Below are 21,434 nucleotides of genomic sequence, written 5' to 3'. Positions count from 1 at the left end.
GCCTTCTCTCTTTATTCGTTACGCGCTTCAATGGCGCGGGCATGTCCTTCTAATCCTTCAAGCCGTGCGAAAGCAGCGATTTTCGCCCCGTGCTTGTCAAACGATTCCTTGCTGTACATAATGATGCTTGATTTTTTCATAAAGTCATCGACGCTTAAAGGACTAGAAAACCGGGCTGTTCCGTTTGTCGGCAGCACGTGGTTCGGTCCGGCGAAATAATCGCCTACCGGCTCTGATGAAAAACGTCCGACAAAAATGGCGCCGGCATGCTTAATGTCTTTTACATAGTCAAGCGCATTTTCAGTTATCACTTCAAGGTGCTCCGGTGCGATCTCATTAATCGTTTGAATCGCTTCTTTCATTGAGGAAGCAATATAAATCGCTCCGTGCTGTTCAATCGATGGACGTGCAATGTCCGCTCTTGGCAATGTTGCAAGCTGCTTTTCAATCTCATCCGCAACACCCTGTGCCAGGCTTTCAGACGTAGTCACTAAAACGGCTGACGCGCGCGTATCATGCTCAGCCTGGGACAGCATATCAGCCGCCACTTCTTTTGCAGAAGCTGTTTCATCTGCCAGAACGGCAATTTCACTCGGACCGGCAATCATATCAATGTCCACATCACCGAACACGTCTCTTTTCGCCAGCGCGACAAAGATGTTGCCCGGCCCGGTAATTTTGTCCACTGCTTTGATCGATTCCGTCCCGTAGGCAAGCGCCGCCACTGCCTGTGCACCGCCCACTTTAAAAATGTCCTTCACACCTGCAATGTCTGCGGCGACCAGCACGCCAGCCGGCAGCCGCCCGTCTTTTCCAGGAGGAGAAACCATCACAATGCGCTCCACGCCTGCCGTTTTAGCTGGCATGACATTCATTAAAACAGAAGAAGGATATGCAGCGGTTCCGCCCGGCACGTATACACCGGCTGAATCAAGCGGCGTCATCTTCTGGCCGAAAACAGAGCCGTCTGCATTTGTATACAGCCACGTTTCACGCTTTTGCTTTGCATGAAAGTCCGCGATGTTCTGTGCGGCTTCGCGAATGATTTTAATCATCTGGTCATCAAGCGCTTCGTACGCTTCATTGATTTCTTCCTGCGTCACCTTTAAGCTGTACAATTTCGCGCCATCGAACTTTTCGGTATACGCGAAAAGTGCCCGGTCTCCGTTATGACGAACGTCCTGGACGATATCCCGTACGATGCGCTGCTGCTCGTCTGTGCCGGCATCAACCGAACGTTTAATAGAAAGTCCTGTTGTTACTTGTTCGATTTTGATCATCGCTTATTGCACCGCCTTTTCTTCAATCGTCTCGGTTAAACGGCTGACGAACGTTGAAATCTCCTTGTTTTTCATCCGGTAGCTCACAGGATTCACAACGAGGCGTGACGTGATCTCTACAATCGTTTCGTATTCAACAAGCCCGTTTTCACGAAGCGTTTGACCCGTTGACACAATATCCACGATTCGGTCTGACAAGCCGATTAACGGCGCCAGCTCAATGGAACCATTCAGCTTAATGATTTCCACCTGCTCGCCTATTTCACGGAAATATGCAGATGCAACAGTTGGATATTTCGTCGCAATTTTCGGCGCTACTTCATTTAAAGATGTATCCGGAAGCCCTGCCACGGCGAGGTAGCAAGGACTGATTTTCAAATCAAGCAGCTCGTACACATCGCGTTCTTCTTCCAGTAACACATCCTTGCCGGCAATGCCGACATCAGCAACACCGTGCTCAACATAAGTGGCAACATCCATCGGCTTCGCTAGGAAAAAGCGCATGTTTTCTTCCGGTACTTCAATAATCAGTTTGCGCGACTCGTCCAGCTCAAGAGGAAGCTTGTAGCCGGCTTCCCGCATGAGCGCTGCCGCTTCTTCAAAAATCCGGCCTTTCGGCATCGCAATTGTTAGCATTGACATTATTCGGTCCCCCCTGTTGATTTACCGACAAAAAACGTCACACTTTTGCACGTTTGGGTAAAGGTATCAACATCTTCTACACCCGCCACGTCTTGAAGAAGAACGTCTTCTCCTGCTGCGCGGCGTTTTTGCGCTTCCTGGATCGCTTCGACGCGCCGCTCATTGCTGAATAAAACACAATGAACACCCGCTTCTTCTTCAAGCTGCTCCAGTGCTTCCAATAAGAAATCCACGCGAAGGCCAAACCCTGTTGCTCCCGCAGGACGTCCAAACTTCTCAAGAAGGTCATTGTAGCGACCACCATTGCCAACCGGCGCCCCGACACCATCAGCATACACTTCAAATACAAGACCCGTGTAGTAGCTCATATGGCTGACAAGGGGCAGATCGAACGTCACATACTCATCAACGCCGAACTCCTGCAGGCGGCTGTAGACGGTTTTTAACTCATCCAGCGCTTCAATGCCTGCCGTTCCTTCGATCAATTTCACTGCTTCATCGAGACAGTCCAGGCCGCCTGACAGATTTAAAAATTGAAGCAGCCGCTGCTTGTCAATCGATGACAGCGCCAGGCTTTTCACATGCTCACGGTAGCCGACATAATTTTTTTCGTATAAAAAGCGGCGCAGCTGTTCGGCACGATCTTCTGTCCCGAGAATTTGGCGGAATAGCTCGTCTGTGAAGCGAATATGGCCGAGTGACAGCTGAAACCGCTCAAGTCCCGCTTCCTTCATGACAGAAACAAGCAGAGCGATCACTTCCGCGTCCGCACTGATCGTGTCATCTCCAATCATTTCAACGCCGATTTGTTCAAATTCAGCTGCCCGTCCGCCTTCACGCTGCTGAGCGCGGTAGACGCTCGCTGAATACGCGAGACGAAGCGGTACACGCTCCTTAAGCAATTTCGCCGCTGCTACCCGCGCAATAGGCGCCGTCATATCCGGACGCAATACGAGTGTATTTCCCTGCTGGTCAAGCAGCTTAAACAGCTGGCGATCCAAAATCGCAGACGCATCGCCCACTGTTTCGTAATATTCAAGTGCAGGTGTTTCGATGAAACGGTAGCCCCAGCTTCTCATTGCACGCTCAGCTGCCTCTTTTACCTTGCGTTTCGTTTCATAAATGTGCGGAAGCGTATCGCGCATCCCCACCGGCTTTTCAAACATTAACAGCTTTGACATCTATTTTATCACCCGATCGTTTGTATTTTACTTTAGTTCGCTAATGTACTAAAGGTTTATTAAATGTAGTTTAACGGTTCTGACAATTCACGTCAACCCCTTACCGTGCTCAAATTAAAAAGGGTTAGCTGCCTGTAGAAGAGGACGCCGCTACTGCACTGGCAGTGGATGCCGCCAGGACGGCCTGCTGGGACTGAATCATCGCCTGAACAGCGGCGGTTAAACCGGCTGCTGATTCGATCATCGCCTGTGAAGCGAAAATCGAAGCAAGAGTAACAGCCATCTCCTTTGACCATTTGAGTGCAGGAGAATGCCGCAGAGCAAGCGCCGTTTGAACACATTCCTCGATATCGTCGGACAAAGCCATCATGCCAACCGCAGGATAGTGCATTCCTTTTATTTTCAAGCCGTTTTTTTCAAACTCCTGCTTCACGTTTAACACGGCTTCAGCCGTTTTTTCGTTATACAGGCCATTGGCAGCCAGCATGTTTGCTAAAAACTGAAGATCATTTCCCTTCCAGAATCCATGGTTGTTGAAAAAACGATAATAAGCTTCCGACGCATCCACGAGGTCTGTCACGCTTTCAGATCGGTTGGCCATGACAACAGCGGCAGGATAGTCTTCATTAGAGGTTAAGAATACGTGGAACCTCTTCATTTCATTATAAATGTTTTTAATGCGCTCCGGGTGTGTGGATGAATCCAGCAAAAATGCCGCAATATATGTGTAAGGAGAGGATCGAAGCCCGGCTGATCGAAGTGTTTCATATCGCTTCTGTAAATGTGTGATCATTTCGTCAGGATCGCCTTCCTTTGACAGCAGCAGTCCCGCCATTGGAAAATGGATGGTGCGAAGCGGTGAAAAGAAGGAGCCTGCTTTTTTTAATTTAACAGAGAAATTCATATATTCTTGTCCGTTTATGAGCTCGTTTCTGGCCGCAAACTGGGCCGCTGTCAGCAGAACGAGCCGCTTGTCAACCCACTTCCCCGCTGTCTGGCGCAGCACTTCTGCATTTCGTTCCAACAACGTTATATCCATCTTGAACCCTCCCAAGTCGTTTCTTTTCATTACGAAAATAAACCTGAAAAGTTCCACAAAAAACCATCTTCTCTGAATCGAAGACGGTCTTTTGCTCTTGAAATAAGAATGTATCTATGAAAACCAGGTGACAGTTTCTCTTTTTCAAAGTTACTGCGCTTGAGCGAACACAGTTCGAGCGGCTTCTGCAGGACTTCGCGTTCGGAGGGGCGGGCGGTGAGCTAACTTTTGTCGCTTCGCTCCAAAAGTTAGCTCACCTGCCCCGCTGATCCCTCCCGAGTCTTCGTCCTGCGCCAGCCGCCCTGGTGGGAGGAAAGCATCGTCCGAAAATCAAAAAAGGAAAGGATCTGATCCAAAAGACAAAGAAAACCCACTTCAATGCATCCCGAAATAGAAAAAAGCATTTTGAAAGAATATCTGTCTTATCTATATAAATTGAACAATCGTTTTTCTATTTTGACCGATAAAATAAAGGAAGTGACTGATAAACACATCTATCTGACCGGAAAAAGTGCTTTATCGGTCAGATGATGAGGGTTACCGGTCACTTCCACCACTATACGCACCAAAATTCCTTAAAAAACAACTGTATTCCCTGGACACGTTAGTTTTTCAACAGCATGAGACCGTCTTCTCTAAATAGAAGACGGTCTCATTTAATGATTATTTAAAATCCGCCGGGAACATGGAAATGTCTACGCCGAACACAAGTGGCATAATCAAATACATGGCGCCGACAATCAGTACAATGGCGAACATATTAATCCAGAAGCCGGCTTTGACCATCTCTGGAATGGTAATTTTGCCGGTTGCGAAAATGATCGCATTTGGCGGTGTGCCGACTGGAAGCATGAACGCGCAGTTCGCTGCCATTGCAGCTGGCATCATTAAGATGAACGGGTGAACATTCAATGCTAAGGCGAGCGCAGCAAGAACCGGCATGATCATTGTCGCTGTCGCTGTATTGGATGTAATTTCTGTTAAGAATAAAACAAATGTCGTCACACATACAACAACAAGGAACATGGATAAGCCGTCTAATACTGTCAGCTGATCCCCGATCCATACGGCAAGACCTGTTTCACCAAAGCCCGCTGCTATGGCAAGACCGCCACCGAACAAAAGCAAAACGCCCCACGGCAGGTCACGTGATACCGACCAGTCTAACAATGCGCCGCCTTTGTTCTTCGATGGAAGAATAAACAGCAAAACCGCTGCTGTAATCGCAATCATCGCGTCACTAATACCTGGAATAATGTCGACCCAGAGGAATGTGCGCGTAATCCACATAAACGCTGCGAACAAGAAAACCGCCAGCACTAATCCTTCTTCAGAACTCATTTTCCCAAGCTTTTTCTTTTCCGAGCGGATCAGATCCATTCCGCCGGGAAGCTCTTTGAATTTAATTGGGAAGGCAATGTTAACCAGGTAAAGCCAGGAAACAATAAGTAAAACAAAGACGACTGGCGCCGCCACAAACATCCAGTCAGCAAACGAGATCGTGACGCCATACAAGCTGTTGATAGCTGCAGCCATAATAATGTTTGGCGGTGTTCCGATTAACGTTCCAAGTCCGCCGATCGTTCCAGCAAATCCGATACCAAAAATAATCGTTTTCTCAAAGCTGTGAATATCGATTGACTTGTCACCTGATTTTTTCACAATTTGAGCCGCTTGATACGTGATAGCGGTTCCAATCGGGATCATCATCATAACTGCTGCAGTGTTCGATACCCACATCGATAAAAAGCCGGTCGATATCATAAAACCGAGCACGATTTTTTTTGAGCCTGTTCCCATAACCGCAACAATGTTCATCGCGATCCGTTTGTGAAGATCCCATTTTTCCATGGCCATCGCAATCATAAAGCCGCCGAGGAATAAGAAAATAATCGGATCACCGTAAGCGGAAGCAGCTAAATCTCCATCCAGTGCTCCTGTTATCGGCAATAAGATAATCGGTAAGAGCGACGTAACCGGAATCGGAATCGCTTCTGTAATCCACCATACAGCTACCCAAACCGTTACAGCCAATACTGCTTTTGCTTCCGGGTTTAAGCCGGCTGGCGAAAAAAAGAATAAAATAGCGAAAAACAAGAGTGGACCAAGCAAAAAACCAACCCATTGTGACGGCTTCATATACCGCTTTTGTGGATCATTCGGACCGTTCGCTCCTGAATGAGCATCCTCATTACTTTCTTCCAATTTTGAATCCGCTTTCTTTGGCAATGCAAAAAACAAAAGCTGTTTTATTTTATCGTGTGCATTCCAGCATTCATTCCAGACTGTTGTCGCAAATTGCTGCATGTAAAACCCTCCCCCTTTTTGTTGTCACAGTTTGTTCATAACTGAAGTCTACTGGATAACAGGCTGGAAGAGAGATTAAAAAAGAAAAGAAAGCATTTTGTAAATAAAAAAAGCAAACGCTTACATAATGATTTTCTTATCCAACCGCAAAATTCATTACCGCAAAGGACAGTCTCCATCATAAAAGAAGACTGTCCCACCGTTTTCTTAAATATACTTTAACATGTGCTCCCGGCCCGCTTCATGAATTTGATAGCGGGATTGGGGCCGTCCGACAGAGCCGTACAAAACGTCGGAGGTGAGAACGCCCGCCTCCTGTAGAAACGACAAATATTTCCGGACAGAAACACGGGAAACCCCGGAGGCGAACGCAATGTCTTCCGCTGAAAAGTCTGCCTGCTCCGTTTCTTGAATCGCTGTCCAAACAATCGACAGGGTTTCTTTTGTCAGCCCTTTTGGCAATTCGTGCAGCGGAGCAGATTGTTCTGAACGAAAAAGCATGGCATCAATATCACTTTGCTTGAATTGGGCCGATTCGCTGAAAAAACGCCGCCGCTTTTCATATGACAGCAGCGCCTGCTGAAAGCGCTCGAACTGAAAAGGTTTAATGATATAATCCACCGCCCCAAGCTGCATGGCTTTTCGAACGCTGTCCATGTCGGTCGCGGCACTGATCAGGATCACATCTGCTCTGGAACCGGTCGCCCGCAGCTTTTCAAGCACTTCAAGCCCGGTCATTCCCGGCATGTAAATATCAAGCAAAATTAAATCCGGCTTTTCAACCGCCGCCCTCCTCAGCACGTCTTCAGGCTTTGATGCCACACCGATTGACTCAAATCCCGCCACTGATTCGACATAGCGGCGGTTTAACTCTGCGACCATCGGATCGTCTTCTGCAATTAATAACCGAATCATCTGCTTCACTCCTTTCGTTCAATGGGGATGACCACTTCAACGATGGTACCTTTTTGTTTTTCTGACATCACGTAAATCGTCCCATCCAGCTGCTTGACACTTTCCTGGACAAGGAAAAGTCCATAGCCCCGCCTGTTGCCTTTTTCCGAGCGCCCTTTGTCAAAAATGCCTTCTGTCGACTCCATTCCTTTCCCATGATCCTTGACCTCTATGGTTAACAGCCCTTCTTCAGCGTCCATAAAAACAGTAACCGGCCGCCCGTTCTGATCCGTTGCATCCAGCGCGTTATCAATTAAATTCCCTAATATCGTAATTAATTCATGGGATAAGCGGCTGTTTTTTTGATCAGGCAAAAACGATTCAGCTGCAAGCACAACCTCTTTTCCCTGCTCTGACGCAAAGCTCATTTTTGCCAGTAAAAAGCCGGCCACAACCGGGTCGTTAATTCGCTTGGACAAATACCCGATATTATCCTGATAACGGATATTAATCTCTTGTATATAAGCAGGGAGCGCATCAAATTGCTTAATATGAACCATCCCCATAATGACGTGCAGACGGTTCATAAATTCATGCGTCTGTGCCCGCAGCGCTTCTGCATACATTTCAGTCCCGCTCAAGCGCTCTGCCAGCTTTTTCATTTCCGTCCGGTCTCTCATTGTCGTGACAGCCCCAATCACTTTTCCCTTTAAAAGCAGCGGAGAGCTGTTAATAAAAAAGACGGTGCCGTTAATCTCCAGCTCTTCGTCCAGTAAGCGCTCGCCACGCTCCAGCACGTCTCGGAGCGGAACTTTCGGCATGATCGATTCGGCTTTTTGCCCCTCGAATGGCCCGAGTAGCCCTGTTTTTCGCAGCAGGGAGGCAGCTGCGTCGTTTAAAAGGGTAATCGAGCCCGTTTGATCCACTGCGAGAATGCCTTCGTGGGTTGATTCCAGCATCACACTTCGTTCTTCTAAAAGCTGGGCGATTTGCTCAGGCTCCATTCCAAACATCACCCTCCGAACCCGCTGACCTAAAAACAATGCGCCGGCCAATCCTACAGTCAAGCCGGCTGCAACGCCGGCATATATCATGCGCCGGCTGTCCACGACCGCTTCCTGGATTTTTTCCAGAGTGATGCCGACCGCTACAGCCCCAATCTGCTGGCCTTGTGCAGAATAAACAGGAGTGAAGTAGCGGACAGACAGCCCAAGGGACCCTTCCGCCGTTGAAAGATGCTCTTTTCCGTCAAGCACCGGTCCTTCATCGCCTCCCTGGAACGGCTGGCCGATTAAGCCCGGGTCCGGATGAGACAGGCGAACTCCGTTTTGATTGAACACGGTAATATAATCAGCGCCGATTTGCTTTCTCGTTTTTTCAGCAAATTGCTGGACAGCTTCCTCGTCGATGCCGTCAAGTCCTTTTTTAATAATAGAGGACTCCGCCAGCAGCCTGGACGATGTGCGAACCGTTTCAGTTAATTCCGCACGCTTTGATTCCGCCACATCGTGTGCAATCAGCCAGTTTGTCAGCCCTAACGCAAATGTGACGACCGAGATAACCAGCAGTACGATAGATGCTTGTAATGTTAATTTTCGAATCATGCTGCGTCCCCTCCCGCTTTCATAAGCGTCGCAGATTTTTGATTCGTCCGCAATACTTAATTTAGAAGGCGCTGGCTATTTTGTAGTCCGAACCTCCGTTTTTTAAAACAGGTCTTTTTGTTGCGTCAATTCGTGCTATGATGTTGAAGAAATGCTCTCCCTTGACAATTTCTGACCTCAAGTCACAGAAATTGACAGCTCAATGTCTTTGTTTTGGAAGAGAGAACAAAATGCAGAGAACGGATTAATTTTGCTATAGATGAGAGAGAAAAGTGCAGAAACAAAATCCAGACCGACCGGATGGATGCGATTCGAAATCGCTCACTCCCGGCCGGCTTTTTGTTTTGTCCTGTGGCGGACAAGTAGAGAACCGCTTCAAATCATTGCGCTCCAAGGCAGGCAAGTTTAATAGATGAGGAGGATTGAAGAAAAGCAAACGGCTTGATTTAAACTCTCGGAGGTATGTGAAGAAAATGAAGTATGCAAAAAAAATATGGGCTGCCGGCTTGCTGTCAGCTTCTATACTCGCCATGCCCTTTATGGCTGAACACACGGAAGCAGCCACAGTGAATGTGCTGCAATATGGCGCTAAAGCAAATGACAATGCCCTGGATACACCTGCTATCCAAAAAGCCATAGATGCTGCTGCCTCTGCCGGCGGCGGCATTGTCGACATTCCTGCCGGCACATTTGATTTAGCTGTTAATTCATCAGGAAACGGTCTTATGCTGAAAAGCAACGTGCATCTTCGGATGGACAGCGGAACCGTTTTGAAATTAAAAGCAAACAGCCTGCAAAACTACCGGTTGCTCAATGTCTCCAATGTGCAGAACGTTAAAATTACCGGCGGCACACTGATCGGCGACCGCGCCATTCATACCGGCAGCGGCGGCGAATGGGGACACGGTGTTCACATTATGGGCAGTGCCTCCTCTATTTACGTGTACGGCGTCACCGCTAAAAATTTTTGGGGTGACGGCTTTACCGTGGAGAACAATTTTGAAACGGTCAAAAAAGTACCGAACGATGTCGTCATTGACCGGGTAACAGCTGATCATAACCGTCGCCAGGGTCTGTCGATTGTCGCCGGCCGAAACATTACCGTCACAAACAGCCTCTTTAAAAATACGAATGGTACGCTGCCTTCTTCCGGCGTCGATCTTGAACGGGACCCGCCTTACAATCTGCCGCTTGAAGGAGTTTCCATCCGTCATAATATTATGGAGAACAACGCAGGCTACGGCTTGATGTTCGCATACGCAGACGGAAGCAGGGCAGAATACAACATTATCCGCAACAATAAAATGGGCGGTGTGCTGCTTGGCCACTCCCATGGCAACACGGTTGCCGGAAACACAATCGCCAACAACGGCGGTGATGTATCTGAATCCTACTACAGCAACGGCGTGCTCATTAATTACGGGCAAAACAATGCTGTGCATAACAACATCATTTCCGGAAGCATCAAACGGGGCGTATACGCGTTAAATGGCGTAAACGGAAATAAGATTACCGCCAATAAACTGACAAGTAATCAATCTGTTGGCATTGAAACATACGGCGGGACAGGGATGACTATTACCAATAACCACCTGTCGTCTAACAACGGGACCACACGAATCAGCAACGCAGCCGCGTCTACTGTATCGAACAACGGCTCTTCCGTTGCCTTTACAGCGCCAGCTCAAACACCAGGACCGATTGCCGCGTCAACTGCACCAGCAGGCGGTGCGTCTGAGCAGAGAACAGCATCTGCTGTTGAGACTGCTTCTACACGGCTCGAGCTGAAAGCAGCGCTTGCTGAAACAGACCTTTCCCCAACTGTAAAACGGGCGATTTTACTTTATCGTTTTTCTAAATAAGTTGACAAGCTTTCAACCGCCTGATTTTAAAAACAGCACGGGTTTCTTTTCAGAAGCCCGTGCTGTTTTTTATGCTTTTGGAAGAATAATATGGAAGGTGCTGCCTTTCCCTTCGCTGCTTTCCACTTTAATCTGTCCATTCATTAATCCGACAAGCTGTTTTGTGACCGCAAGACCTATGCCGGTCCCTTCAACAACACTCTGTCCTTCATTCATTCGACGGAACGGCTCGAAAATAGTTTCAAGCTGCTCAGCCGCAATTCCTTTTCCGGTGTCCTTTACGGAGAAGATGATGGTTTGCTCATCCGCCCGGCACCTGACTGTGATGGTTCCGCCTTCCCGATTATACTTAATTGCATTCGACAGCAGATTTAGCATAATCTGTTTTAACTTCATTCGATCTGTCAGCACATAAACCTGCTGGCAGCTCTCGCATTCACAGAGCAGTAAAAGATTCGACGCACCTGCTAACGGCCTGACAAGATTCTCTACCTCTTTCCATACCTCATTTACTAAAACGGGTTCCATGAAAATCGGCATTTGACCGGCCTCAATGCGCGCCAGATCCAGCACTTCATTAATCAGATCAAGTAAATGGCCGCCAGCTTTAATAATTTCCCCTACATTTTCTTTCTGCGAATCACTCAGTGGCTCAGCAGGGTCAAGCTCCAGCAGCTGCGCAAATCCTAAAATAGCATTCATTGGCGTTCTCAGCTCATGGCTCATGCTGGACAAAAATTCTGACTTGGCATTACTCGCTTTTTCTGCTTCTTTTTTAGCCGCAACGAGCCGTTCATTTGTTTCTCCAAGACGCCGGCCCATCGCCAGAAGCTCCTCAGCCGTATGATCCAGCTCCAGCACCCGAAATTCCTGCTTTGGCTGCCGGTATACGCCTTCGCCAATTCGCTTAACCATATGACTGATATCTTCAAGCGGCTGTGACACCTTCCGGCTCATTCTGCGGGAATTCCGGTATAAAAGAAGGAAAAACAGTAAATAAAACAAAATGAGCCCGGCAATCATGTACACACCGATCGAATTTAGCCGGCTGCTCGTATCGTCAATTTTCGAAAAAACAGCTTCCTCATCGACGACAATAAACAGTTTCCAGCCTGTTTCTGGAATGGTCGCCCATGACATGTACTGTGTCTCACCATTGAGCTGAACATCCGAGACCCCTTCTTCGCGGTCTTCCACAAGACGGCTAACCTCCTCCAGGTCATTCCGTTTATGCACGTTGAACTGTTCCGGCTTAAATGTATCCTCCCGAACAGCACTTTCATACGTATACTCTTTTAACTCCTCAAGCCCCCATGTCTCTTCCCCCGCTTCAGGCAGAGCAAGAATGGTTCCGTCCTCGCTGACGAGAACCCCGTACCCGTTCCACGGCAAATTCAAATTTAATACTTCTTTTGTAATCGTATCAATCGTTACGTCAATGCCGACTACGCCCTCTAAAAAATCACCCTGATACACCGGCGCAAGTGATGAAGCCATCCACCCGTTTCCAGCCGGATCCAAATAAGCATCTGTCCAGACGACTTTGCGCTCCGGATTGTTTTTTACATCCGCTTCATAATAAAAATTATAGGAGGCAATGTCCATTTTCGGCGGATACTGCGTCAGCACATCAAAATACGGATAAATAATATTAAGCGAGTCGTATGAATTAAAGTACACAGCGGCCGCAAGCGGCTGTGACTGCTGCAGCTGCTTCATAAACTGCTGAACGTCCGGCGCTGCGAGCTTTGCAGCTTTTTCTCTTTCTTCCTTTCCTATCGGAGCAAATCCACTGTAAAAAAGAGCCGCTCCCCCATCCAAACGGTCACGGGTCGAATAATAGACACCATCCTCCGAATAAGCAAGCCGGCTTCTGTCTTCTAGATCGATTCGGTCATCTGATAAAAAAGCAGCTTGCATGTGCTGACGGTACAGATCTGTTGCATGCCCGATTCCCTGAAGCTTCGTTTGAATGTTTGCTGCTTCCTGCACAGCCCGGTGGGACAATTCATCTTTTGTGCTGTCTTTCAGGAAATCAACCGTTACCTCCTTCGACCACGTATTCGCTGTAAAATAAATACCGATAAACACCAGTTCAATTGCAATGAGCGGAATCAAAGCTGTTTTTAAAAAAGAACGCCAAATCCACTGCATTAACGAATATTTCTCTATTGGCTTTTTCATGCTCGCAGCCTACTTTCGTAATGATTCCACTGAAAAATCGTCTATAGCTGGCCGTTGTTCAGCATATTGGCTGAAAATCATCCGGATATCCGGCAGAGCCTGTTCAAACGCCCGTACCACCTCCGGCTGAAAGTGAAGACCGGATGCCTCCTGAATATGAGCGGCCGCTTTTTCGAATGACCACGGCTCCTTATATGGTCTTGCCGAGGTAAGCGCATCAAACACGTCAGCTACTGCCGTAATACAGCCTGAAAGCGGAATCTCCCTTTCCTTTTTGCCATATGGATAGCCGGTGCCATCCCATTTCTCATGATGAGTCAGTGCAATTTCTGCTGCCAATTGAAGAAGATTCGACGAGCTTCCTTCTAAAATGCGGGCACCGATGACCGTGTGCGTTTTCATCACCGCCCACTCCTCTTCTGTTAGTGGACCGCTTTTCAATAAAATCAAATCTGGTATCGCAATTTTCCCTACATCATGCATGGTGCTCGCAAATTGAAGCAGCTCTGCTTCTTTTTGATTGTACCCAAGCTGCAGCGCAATTTCTTTCGTATATAAGCTCATGCGAATAATGTGATCGCCTGTTTCATTGTCACGGGAATCGACCGCTTTCCCTAGCCGGTGAATAAGTTCTATCTGTAAATTCGCTAGCTCTTTTGTGCGCGCCGCGACTAGTTTTTCTAGCTCTGCATTTCGATTTTTTTGCTTTTTCCGCAAGACAGTTAATTCCAGTGTATTATGAATACGCATAACGATTTCTTCCGGATCGAAAGGCTTTGTAATAAAATCTCGCGCTCCAAGCTTGAGTGCTTTCCGTTTGCTGTCTGGATCATGCTGTGCTGTAATCACAATCACGGGAAAGCCCTCTTTATGAATGCTGTTCTGAAGCTGTTCGAGAATTTCAAATCCATCTATATAAGGCATCCGTAAATCGAGCAGCACCAGATCCGGCTGTTGTGTTTCAATGATGTCCATCACGACACGTGAATCAACTGTGGAAGTTAAGTTTTCAAACCCGTTCATCCTTAATATTTTTTCTAAAAGCAAAACATTTGGCGGAGTGTCATCAACAATTAAAATCTTCTGCGTAAGCATGCACAGCGCTCCTTTTATATATATACTACTTTTGTACTATGCATTTCTTCTTTTGTCGATGAGAAATATCACTTTTCGACAAAACGAAAGGCATTCTGCATTTGCAGAATGCCTTACTAATTTAAGTGATTTAAGAGGCGGATACCGAGAGTTCAGACTCCATTCGTTTAAAACGAACAATTTGCCTTGCGTACAGCGCAATAACGATAGCGGCAAGTGTAAAGCCAATGGCCATCGATACTCCGTAAGCAAGTCCGAATCCTTCCGGCGCGTAAAAGATATACGTGCAGACAACGCCAGTCATGAACATCGCAGGCACACCGGCAATCCAGTGATTCTTCCCTTCCTTCAGCAAGTAGGAAACAGCGGTCCACAGCATGACTGTCGCAACGACCTGATTGGTCCAGCCGACATACCGCCATAAAAAGGAATAGTCAATGGTTGACAAGTAAAATGCAGGGACACTGACAACGATCGTCATGAAAAGCGGCATCCCTTTACGGTCCATGTTCACAAAGCCTGACAGCCAGTCCGACAAAATCATACGAGATGAACGAAGAGCCGTATCGCCCGTTGTGATAGGCAGGATGATGACACCCAGAATGGCTAAAATCCCGCCGAACGTACCAAGAAGAGAAGTCGAGATTTCATTCACCACGCCGGAAGGCCCCCCGGCAGCAAGCGCCTCTCCAAGACCTGCTGTCCCGCCAAAAAACGTCATGCCGGCAGCCGCCCAGATTAACGCGATTACGCCTTCGCCAATCATCGCGCCGTAAAAGACTTTTCGCCCTTCCGACTCTTTCTTCAGTGTGCGTGAGACAATCGGGCTTTGCGTCGAGTGAAAGCCGGAAATCGCACCGCACGAGATCGTCACCATAATCAGCGGCCAAACCGGCATATCGCCCGGATGAAGGTTCGCCAGTGTCAGCTCCGGAATTGGCTTGCCGCCAAACAAAAGCGCTACGCCAATCGCTACGGCCATTACCACCAAAATCACACCGAAAATCGGGTACACTTTTCCGATCACTTGATTCACCGGCAAAATCGCCGCCAGCAAAAAGTAAGTGAAAACGAGAATGAGTGCAGCCATAAAACTGAGCGGTGTCAGCTGTGCAATGAGTTGTGCCGGACCTGCTGTAAACGCAGCCGCCACCAGCACCATTAAAACAAGTGAAAAAACATTAACCGCCGATTTGACGGCATTTCCTAAATACTTGGCTACAAGTGCAGGAAACTGCGCGCCACCATGCCGCAGTGACAGCATGCCTGAAAAGTAATCATGAACAGCTCCGGCAAAAATACAGCCTGCCACAATCCAAATAAAAGCAACCGGGCCATATAAGGCGCCTGCAACCGCTCCAAAGATCGGACCAAGACCCGCAATGTTCAGAAGCTGAATAAACCAGCCCTTCCACCACGGCATTGGCACATAATCCAATCCGTCAGTTTTCTCATAAGCTGGCGTGGGCTGGTCATCGTTAATGACAAACACACGCTCAACGAATTTCGCATAAAATAAATACCCGCATAAAAGAAGAGCAATTGCTGATAGAAAAGTAAACATAGATGAAACCCCCTGATGTAAAAGAACTGTTTCACTATTTTATATTCTGAAAAATTAAAAAACAACCTATTTTTTAAAAAATCTGTTTATTTATGCGCTTTTTTTATTTACAAAATTATTGTTGTATTTTATTTCGCCATAATAAAACGGCCTCAGCTGTCAGCTGAGGCCGTTTTGATCATCATTGGATTCCCCCGGGCGAACGCACCGGGCGGAACATCTTTATTCACGAGCGTCATGGCGGATACGACCGCACCGTCGCCGATTTTGACACCAGGCAAGATCGTTGTATTTGCACCGATCATCACACGGTCACCGATTACAACCGGGCCAATCCGATATTCATCGGTTAAATATTCATGCGCCAAAATGGTTGTATTGTAGCCGATAATCGTATTGTGTCCAATTGAAATCTGCTCCGGGAACATAATATCCGGCACGACTTTATAAGCCAGGGCTGTGCCATCGCCAATCTTCATGCCAAGCAAACGACGGTACAAAGCGTTTTTCAGCCGTACAAATGGAATATAGCGCCCCGCTTCGATGACCAGTGTATTTTTAAACGTTTTCCAGAACGAAACGGTTTGATAAATGTGAAAAAGCGGATTGGCTCCGTCCTTTAGCTTATACCGTTTCGTCCGTCTCATTTCTGGTTTGCTCCGACCTGCAAAATATCGAGCAAGTCGGCCATAGATTCCAGCATATAATCCGGGTTGTACGTATTTAAAAAGTCACGGCCTTTTAATGACCACGCCACACCCGCTGTTTTCACACCGGCGTTTTGTCCGCCTTCAATGTCATGATAGTTGTCGCCAATCATCAGCGCTTCCTCCGGCGATGCCCCGAGTGCAGCAAGCGCTTTTTGAACAGGCTCCGGATGCGGCTTTGCGTGCTTGACGTCATCGAGCCCGACAACCACATCGAAAAACGACTCCATGTTCGTCAGCTTTAATCCTTTTAAAATCGTTTCATGAATCTTCGTCGACACGATCGCCATTTTAAAGCCGTTTTCATGCAGCGTCCGGATGGTTTCGTAAACACCTTGAAACTCCGTAACGAGTGCATCGTGTTTTTCATGGTTAAATGCCCGGTAGTGCGCGACCATTTCCATCGTCCGTTCTTTATCAAGCGCTTCAAATGTGTCAATAAGCGGCGGTCCCATAAACGGATACACATCCTCCCGTTCATATTGCCCTGGAAAATAATGATTTAATGTGTGAAGAAACGACTCCACAATTAATTCGTTTGTATTAATTAATGTGCCGTCTAAATCAAACAGCAACGCGTTTAGTTTACTCATAAATGGACAGCTTCCTTTCTACTTTCCTGTTGAGGGCGCCCCCAAAGCCGCGCGACAACCATCGTTAGCACAACAGCCGTCACAATGCGAATGAGGAACAGCGGCCAAACAGGTATACCGAGTGGGATAAAAATAAGCGTATCTTCAATGACCGCGTGACAGGCGACAAGAAAGATGAATGCAAGCGTCACATCACGCCTGCTGACCCCATCCTCTTCCACCGCCTGAATCATAACAGCTGAGCCCATCGCAAGCCCAATTAGCAGACCCGATGCAAGCGTCATCGATGTATTTTCCTTCATACCAAGAAAGCGTGTCGCAGGTGCGACCGCTCGTGAAAAAGCGTCCAGCCATTTTAAATCCTTTGCGAACTGAATCATGACCATAAGCGGAATCACGATCATCGCCAGCTGCAAAACACCAAATGTGGCTTTTTGCAAACCAAGCAAGCCAATGCCCGCCCATGTAGTTGGCTCAGCGGCTGCTTCCGGCACCATCCCATACTGGGCGATTTCGCCGCCTCCCTGCCAGACGAGGTTAATCACGATCCCCGCTGTAATAGCAAGGCCGAGACGAACAGCTAAAATCACCCACATTTTCACGCCAACCTTTGTCGCCACAATCGATTCCACAAACAAATTGTGGGAAAATGACAGCATCATGGCAAGAATAAACACTTCCTTCACTGTCAGCTCCAGCGATAAAATCGCGCCGATCGCTGCGTACAGGTTCAAGACATTGCCGATGACGAGCGGAATCGCTGCATCACCAGACAAGCCAAAAATACCCATAATCGGACTAATAAGGGCAATCACCCACGGTAAAACCGGTGTGAATTGCAAAATAGTCACAACGAGCGTGATCGGGAAAATGACTTTCCCGAGTGTCCACGTCGTCATTAAGCCCGTTTTCAAGCCTTTAGCCAGCGTTCCTTTCACGGTGCGATCGTCCCTTCATTCGTCTGATCCGCATAACGTGGCAATGCGTACTTTATCCGGCGGAAAACAAGAATGAACGCAGCCACAACGATGAGCGTTAGTGACAGCACCTGGGCAATCCGCAGCAAGTCAGCCACCATTAAGCTGTCCGTGCGCATCCCCTCAATAAAGAAACGGCCAATCGAATACCAGATCACATACGATAAGAACAATTCCCCACGCTTCGGATTCACTTTGCGAAGCAAGAGCAGCAGCGCAAAGCCAATTATATTCCAGACCGACTCATAGAAAAAGGTCGGATGATAATATGTACCCTCTATGTACATTTGATTCACAATAAAATCGGGTAAATACAGCCCTTCCAAAAACGAGCGGGTTACCTCTTCGCCGTGCGCTTCTTGATTGATGAAGTTGCCCCAGCGGCCAATCGCCTGACCTAGAATAATCGAAGGGGCTGCAATATCAGCCAGCTTCCAAAAGGAAATATTCTTCTTTCTTGAAAAAACAATAGCGGTTATCACTGAGCCGATCAAGGCGCCATGGATGGCAATGCCTCCATTCCAAATCTGAATAATCGCACCCGGATTTTGAGAATAATAATCCCATTCAAACAGCACATAATACGCACGCGCTGAAATGAGCGCAATCGGAATCGCCCAAATAAGCAAATCAGAAAAGGTTTCCTGTGGAAGACCAAGCCTGTCCCCTTCTTTTGACGCCAAATAAAAACCGAGCGCAATGCCGATTCCGATAATAATCCCGTACCAGTGAACTTGAAAACTGCCGAGTTCAAAGGCAATCGGATTTAATGGATAATCCAAAGTTCTCCCACTCCTTATTACTGCTTATTGTCAATGCCGGCATCATTAATCGCGCCAGCCAGTTTATCTGTAAATTCCTGCGCCGCATTCACGCCCATCTGCTTCAAGCGGAAGTTCATGGCCGCTACTTCAATGATGACAGCTAGATTTCGGCCTGGGCGAACAGGCAGTGTGATTTTGGTAATTTCCGAGTCCAAAATTGGCAGCTTGTCTTCTTCAATGCCAAGTCGATCATACTGTTTGTCTGGATCCCAGAGCTCAAGGTTTACATTTAACGTGATGATTTTATGGGAACGGACCGCCCCTGCTCCAAACAAGGTCATCACATTAATAATGCCAAGTCCGCGAATTTCAAGCAAATGCTCGATTAATTCGGGGGATGTCCCGACGAGACGCCCAATATCCTCCTGGCGAATTTCCACGCAGTCATCGGCCACAAGGCGGTGTCCACGTTTTACAAGCTCCAGCGCTGTTTCACTTTTACCGACGCCGCTTTGTCCGGTGATGAGCACACCGATCCCATTAATATCAACGAGAACACCATGAATAGCGGTTGTCGGTGCCAGCATCGATTCCAGGTAATTGGTCAGCTGACTTGAAAATTTGGTGGTTGTCATTTTTGAACGCATAACTGGCACAGAATAAGCCTCTGACGCTTCAATCAGCTCAACCGGCACACTGAGATTTCTTGAAACGATGATCGCCGGCGTTTCATAATCGCACAGCTTATCCATCCGTTCCTTTTTTTCAGCCGGACTGAGGCGCTGAAAAAAAGACAGCTCCGTCATGCCGATTAATTGAACCCGCTCCGCCGGATAGTAATCAAAAAAACCGGCAATCTCCAACCCTGGACGAGACAGATCACTTAACTTGATTGGGCGGTGCAGCCCTTCTTCCCCACTGACAAGCTCTAAACTAAATTTCTCCAAAAGATCAACTGCGCGCACTTTTGGCATTTTATTCCCTCCTATCCCATAAAACGAATTGACTCCATTGTACCATGTTTCGATCTAAAAACTGATGATTCAATTTCACCTTCCGCCGGTTTCTTGCTGTTCATCACGCAAAAAAACCGAACGATTGCGGTATTCCGCAAGATCGTTCGGTTATCTCGATGGACCTTCATCATTTATCGTCTTCTTAAAATAGTCGCATACAGCACCATATTGACCAGCGCCATTAAAACAGCAATGACCAGTGCCAGGCCGAAGCTTTCAATTTCAAACGCATAGCCCATAATGCTGTCTGTCATTAACAGGGTGGCTGCGTTGATCACGAAAAGAAACAGCCCGAGTGAAATCATCGTGATCGGCAATGTCAGCAAAACGAGAATCGGCCGGACAATGCCGTTTAAAACGGATAAAACAAGGCTGGCAATCACGGCGTGGAAAAAACTGTCCACATGCAGTCCGGGAAAATAACCAGCCAGCGCCACAAATAAGATGGCATTAATGAGGACGCCTACCAACCAGCCCATTGTAAAAACTCCCTTGCTTTTTAAATTAAATACCTGCTCCGAATGAATCATCCGAATGGTCCGGTCCTGGCGGCGGTGTTTGACGCAAGGAAGACATGCGCAGTGTGACAGATCCTGTTTTGGTTTCAGCATCAATCGTCAGCTGGCGCCCGTCTAGCAGATTATCACTTTCAAATTTCAGTGATTTTTGAATACGTTCATCTTTTTCCGTCACATTCGCCATACCTGTTTCCGGAACAGTGAGGCGACCGGCTGTTGTCCGCATCTCCCCCTTTACGGCCAAATCCTGCGGAACGTACAGTTCAACGTTGCCCGTCATCGACTCGGCGCGGACGGCTTCTGCTTGATCCGTTTTTGCATCGTACAGGACATTCCCGTTAAACGTCTGCAGGTCAGCGAAGCGGTACGTCCCAACCATATGAATCGCGCCATTAAATGTGTTCAGCTCAGCCCGTTCCCCTTCGCAGTCAATTAATCGAATCGGCCCGTTGCCTGTTTCTGCTTCAATCACCGAAATGCGGCTGCTTTTCAATTCAATCTTTCCGTTTCCAGAACGGACTTCGAGCTTATCTGCTTTCACATCACGCATGTCGAATGCTCCATTAAACAGTTTCACAGAGACATCCTCCAGCTCGCTAGACGGAATATAAAGCGTAACATCCGTTTTCATCAGCTTAAGTCCAACAGAAAAAGAAAGCTTATCTTCCCGTGCATAAAAAATACTGTTTTTCAAAAACGATTCTCTCGCTTCTTCTTCTGTGGCGGCTCCGTACACCTTCACATGGCATTCAGCTTTTACGCCTTCTCCATCCCACGGACGAATTGTAACAGCGCCATTGGCCGTTTCAAGCTTTAAGCGATGCGGCTTTGCATCCTGCTCATGAAAAACATGCGTAAATTCAGCACCTTTACCAACGAATGGAACTTCCACATCTTTTAAACGCTGCATAGCAGACTGCATGAATTCAAAGATCTTTTCTTTTGACTGGGTGACGGTTTCTGTTTTCGGACGCTGGCCGCTCATTTTTTGACCGAATTTCTCCAGCTCTTCAAAAATACTGCCGAGTCCTTTTGAGCTTTCCGCTGACTTTGTGGATGAGTAACGCGTATCTGTTTTGGAAGAGGCATTGTTTTTCTCCAACGCTTCAATCAACTTTACTGCTTCATCCGCTGAAATAATTCCCGACTCCAACATTTTCAAAATTCGCAGTTTTTCTTCGCTCATTCGTTGTAAACCTCCCGTTTT

Annotated in this window: 18 protein-coding genes; 1 reads left to right on the top strand and 17 read right to left on the bottom strand. The window is 47.4% G+C overall.

Annotated elements, in window-relative coordinates; all coding sequences use genetic code 11:
* Positions 1-11: 11 nt before the first annotated feature.
* The 7 genes from hisD to dcuS all read right to left on the bottom strand — a co-directional run bounded on the left by hisD (position 12) and on the right by dcuS (position 8,947).
* Entirely contained in the window at positions 12-1,277 is a 1,266-nt protein-coding gene (hisD, locus tag BW952_RS06360; RefSeq protein WP_045851562.1) for a histidinol dehydrogenase, read from the bottom strand.
* Positions 1,278-1,283: 6 nt separating this feature from the next.
* Positions 1,284-1,922, bottom strand: coding sequence for an ATP phosphoribosyltransferase (gene hisG, locus BW952_RS06355; RefSeq protein WP_045851559.1), 639 nt, complete (start codon positions 1,920-1,922; stop codon positions 1,284-1,286).
* Complete coding sequence (locus tag BW952_RS06350) at positions 1,922-3,103, bottom strand: ATP phosphoribosyltransferase regulatory subunit (RefSeq protein WP_045851560.1); 1,182 nt, start codon at positions 3,101-3,103, stop codon at positions 1,922-1,924. The genes hisG and BW952_RS06350 overlap by 1 nt, the downstream gene beginning before the upstream one ends.
* A gap of 124 nt (positions 3,104-3,227) precedes the next feature.
* Positions 3,228-4,142: a DUF4003 family protein gene (locus BW952_RS06345; RefSeq protein WP_045851561.1), complete on the bottom strand. Its 915-nt coding sequence runs from the start codon at positions 4,140-4,142 to the stop codon at positions 3,228-3,230.
* 663 nt (positions 4,143-4,805) lie between these two features.
* Positions 4,806-6,449 carry an SLC13 family permease gene (locus BW952_RS06340; protein WP_045850839.1) on the bottom strand — a complete coding sequence of 548 codons (1,644 nt, stop codon included), beginning with the start codon at positions 6,447-6,449 and terminating at the stop codon, positions 4,806-4,808.
* Between the two features lie 207 nt (positions 6,450-6,656).
* Complete coding sequence (locus BW952_RS06335; protein ID WP_045850838.1) at positions 6,657-7,364, bottom strand: response regulator; 708 nt, start codon at positions 7,362-7,364, stop codon at positions 6,657-6,659.
* A 5-nt stretch (positions 7,365-7,369) separates the two neighbouring features.
* Positions 7,370-8,947 (bottom strand): DcuS/MalK family sensor histidine kinase, encoded by a 1,578-nt coding sequence (gene dcuS, locus BW952_RS06330; protein WP_045850837.1) that lies wholly within the window; start codon positions 8,945-8,947, stop codon positions 7,370-7,372.
* Positions 8,948-9,420: 473 nt separating this feature from the next.
* Here dcuS and BW952_RS06325 point away from each other — a divergent pair, with 473 nt between their 5' ends.
* Entirely contained in the window at positions 9,421-10,809 is a 1,389-nt protein-coding gene (locus BW952_RS06325; protein WP_139325424.1) for a right-handed parallel beta-helix repeat-containing protein, read from the top strand.
* A 69-nt stretch (positions 10,810-10,878) separates the two neighbouring features.
* Here the strand turns inward: BW952_RS06325 and BW952_RS06320 are convergent, their stop codons facing one another.
* The 10 genes from BW952_RS06320 to BW952_RS06275 all read right to left on the bottom strand — a co-directional run bounded on the left by BW952_RS06320 (position 10,879) and on the right by BW952_RS06275 (position 21,413).
* Entirely contained in the window at positions 10,879-12,993 is a 2,115-nt protein-coding gene (locus BW952_RS06320; RefSeq protein WP_052698442.1) for a sensor histidine kinase, read from the bottom strand.
* A gap of 9 nt (positions 12,994-13,002) precedes the next feature.
* The gene (locus tag BW952_RS06315; RefSeq protein WP_045850835.1) at positions 13,003-14,088 is read right to left on the bottom strand and encodes an HD domain-containing phosphohydrolase; all 1,086 of its coding nucleotides are present in this window, start codon (positions 14,086-14,088) and stop codon (positions 13,003-13,005) included.
* Between the two features lie 130 nt (positions 14,089-14,218).
* Positions 14,219-15,652, bottom strand: a complete 1,434-nt coding sequence (locus tag BW952_RS06310; protein WP_045850834.1) for a carbon starvation CstA family protein — start codon at positions 15,650-15,652, stop codon at positions 14,219-14,221.
* Positions 15,653-15,804: 152 nt separating this feature from the next.
* Positions 15,805-16,299, bottom strand: coding sequence for an acyltransferase (locus tag BW952_RS06305; protein ID WP_045850833.1), 495 nt, complete (start codon positions 16,297-16,299; stop codon positions 15,805-15,807).
* Positions 16,296-16,952, bottom strand: a complete 657-nt coding sequence (ppaX, locus tag BW952_RS06300) for a pyrophosphatase PpaX (protein ID WP_045850832.1) — start codon at positions 16,950-16,952, stop codon at positions 16,296-16,298. The genes BW952_RS06305 and ppaX overlap by 4 nt, the downstream gene beginning before the upstream one ends.
* Positions 16,949-17,851, bottom strand: coding sequence for a nucleoside recognition domain-containing protein (locus tag BW952_RS06295; RefSeq protein ID WP_045850841.1), 903 nt, complete (start codon positions 17,849-17,851; stop codon positions 16,949-16,951). Before BW952_RS06295 ends, ppaX begins: the two co-directional genes overlap by 4 nt.
* A 35-nt stretch (positions 17,852-17,886) precedes the next feature.
* Positions 17,887-18,711 (bottom strand): prolipoprotein diacylglyceryl transferase, encoded by an 825-nt coding sequence (lgt, locus tag BW952_RS06290; RefSeq protein WP_045850831.1) that lies wholly within the window; start codon positions 18,709-18,711, stop codon positions 17,887-17,889.
* 17 nt (positions 18,712-18,728) lie between these two features.
* Positions 18,729-19,667, bottom strand: coding sequence for an HPr(Ser) kinase/phosphatase (hprK, locus tag BW952_RS06285; protein WP_045850830.1), 939 nt, complete (start codon positions 19,665-19,667; stop codon positions 18,729-18,731).
* A 173-nt stretch (positions 19,668-19,840) separates the two neighbouring features.
* Entirely contained in the window at positions 19,841-20,188 is a 348-nt protein-coding gene (locus BW952_RS06280; protein WP_045850829.1) for a phage holin family protein, read from the bottom strand.
* Positions 20,189-20,213: 25 nt separating this feature from the next.
* A complete protein-coding gene (locus BW952_RS06275) occupies positions 20,214-21,413 on the bottom strand; it encodes a DUF4097 family beta strand repeat-containing protein (RefSeq protein ID WP_045850828.1) in 1,200 nt (399 codons plus the stop codon).
* Positions 21,414-21,434: the final 21 nt, after the last annotated feature.

This window comes from Domibacillus enclensis (assembly GCF_900156125.1).
GTDB lineage: Bacteria > Bacillota > Bacilli > Bacillales > Domibacillaceae > Domibacillus > Domibacillus enclensis.
The sequence above is the reverse complement of the archived record's forward strand: the minus strand, read 5'-3'. Positions and strand labels throughout refer to the sequence as shown.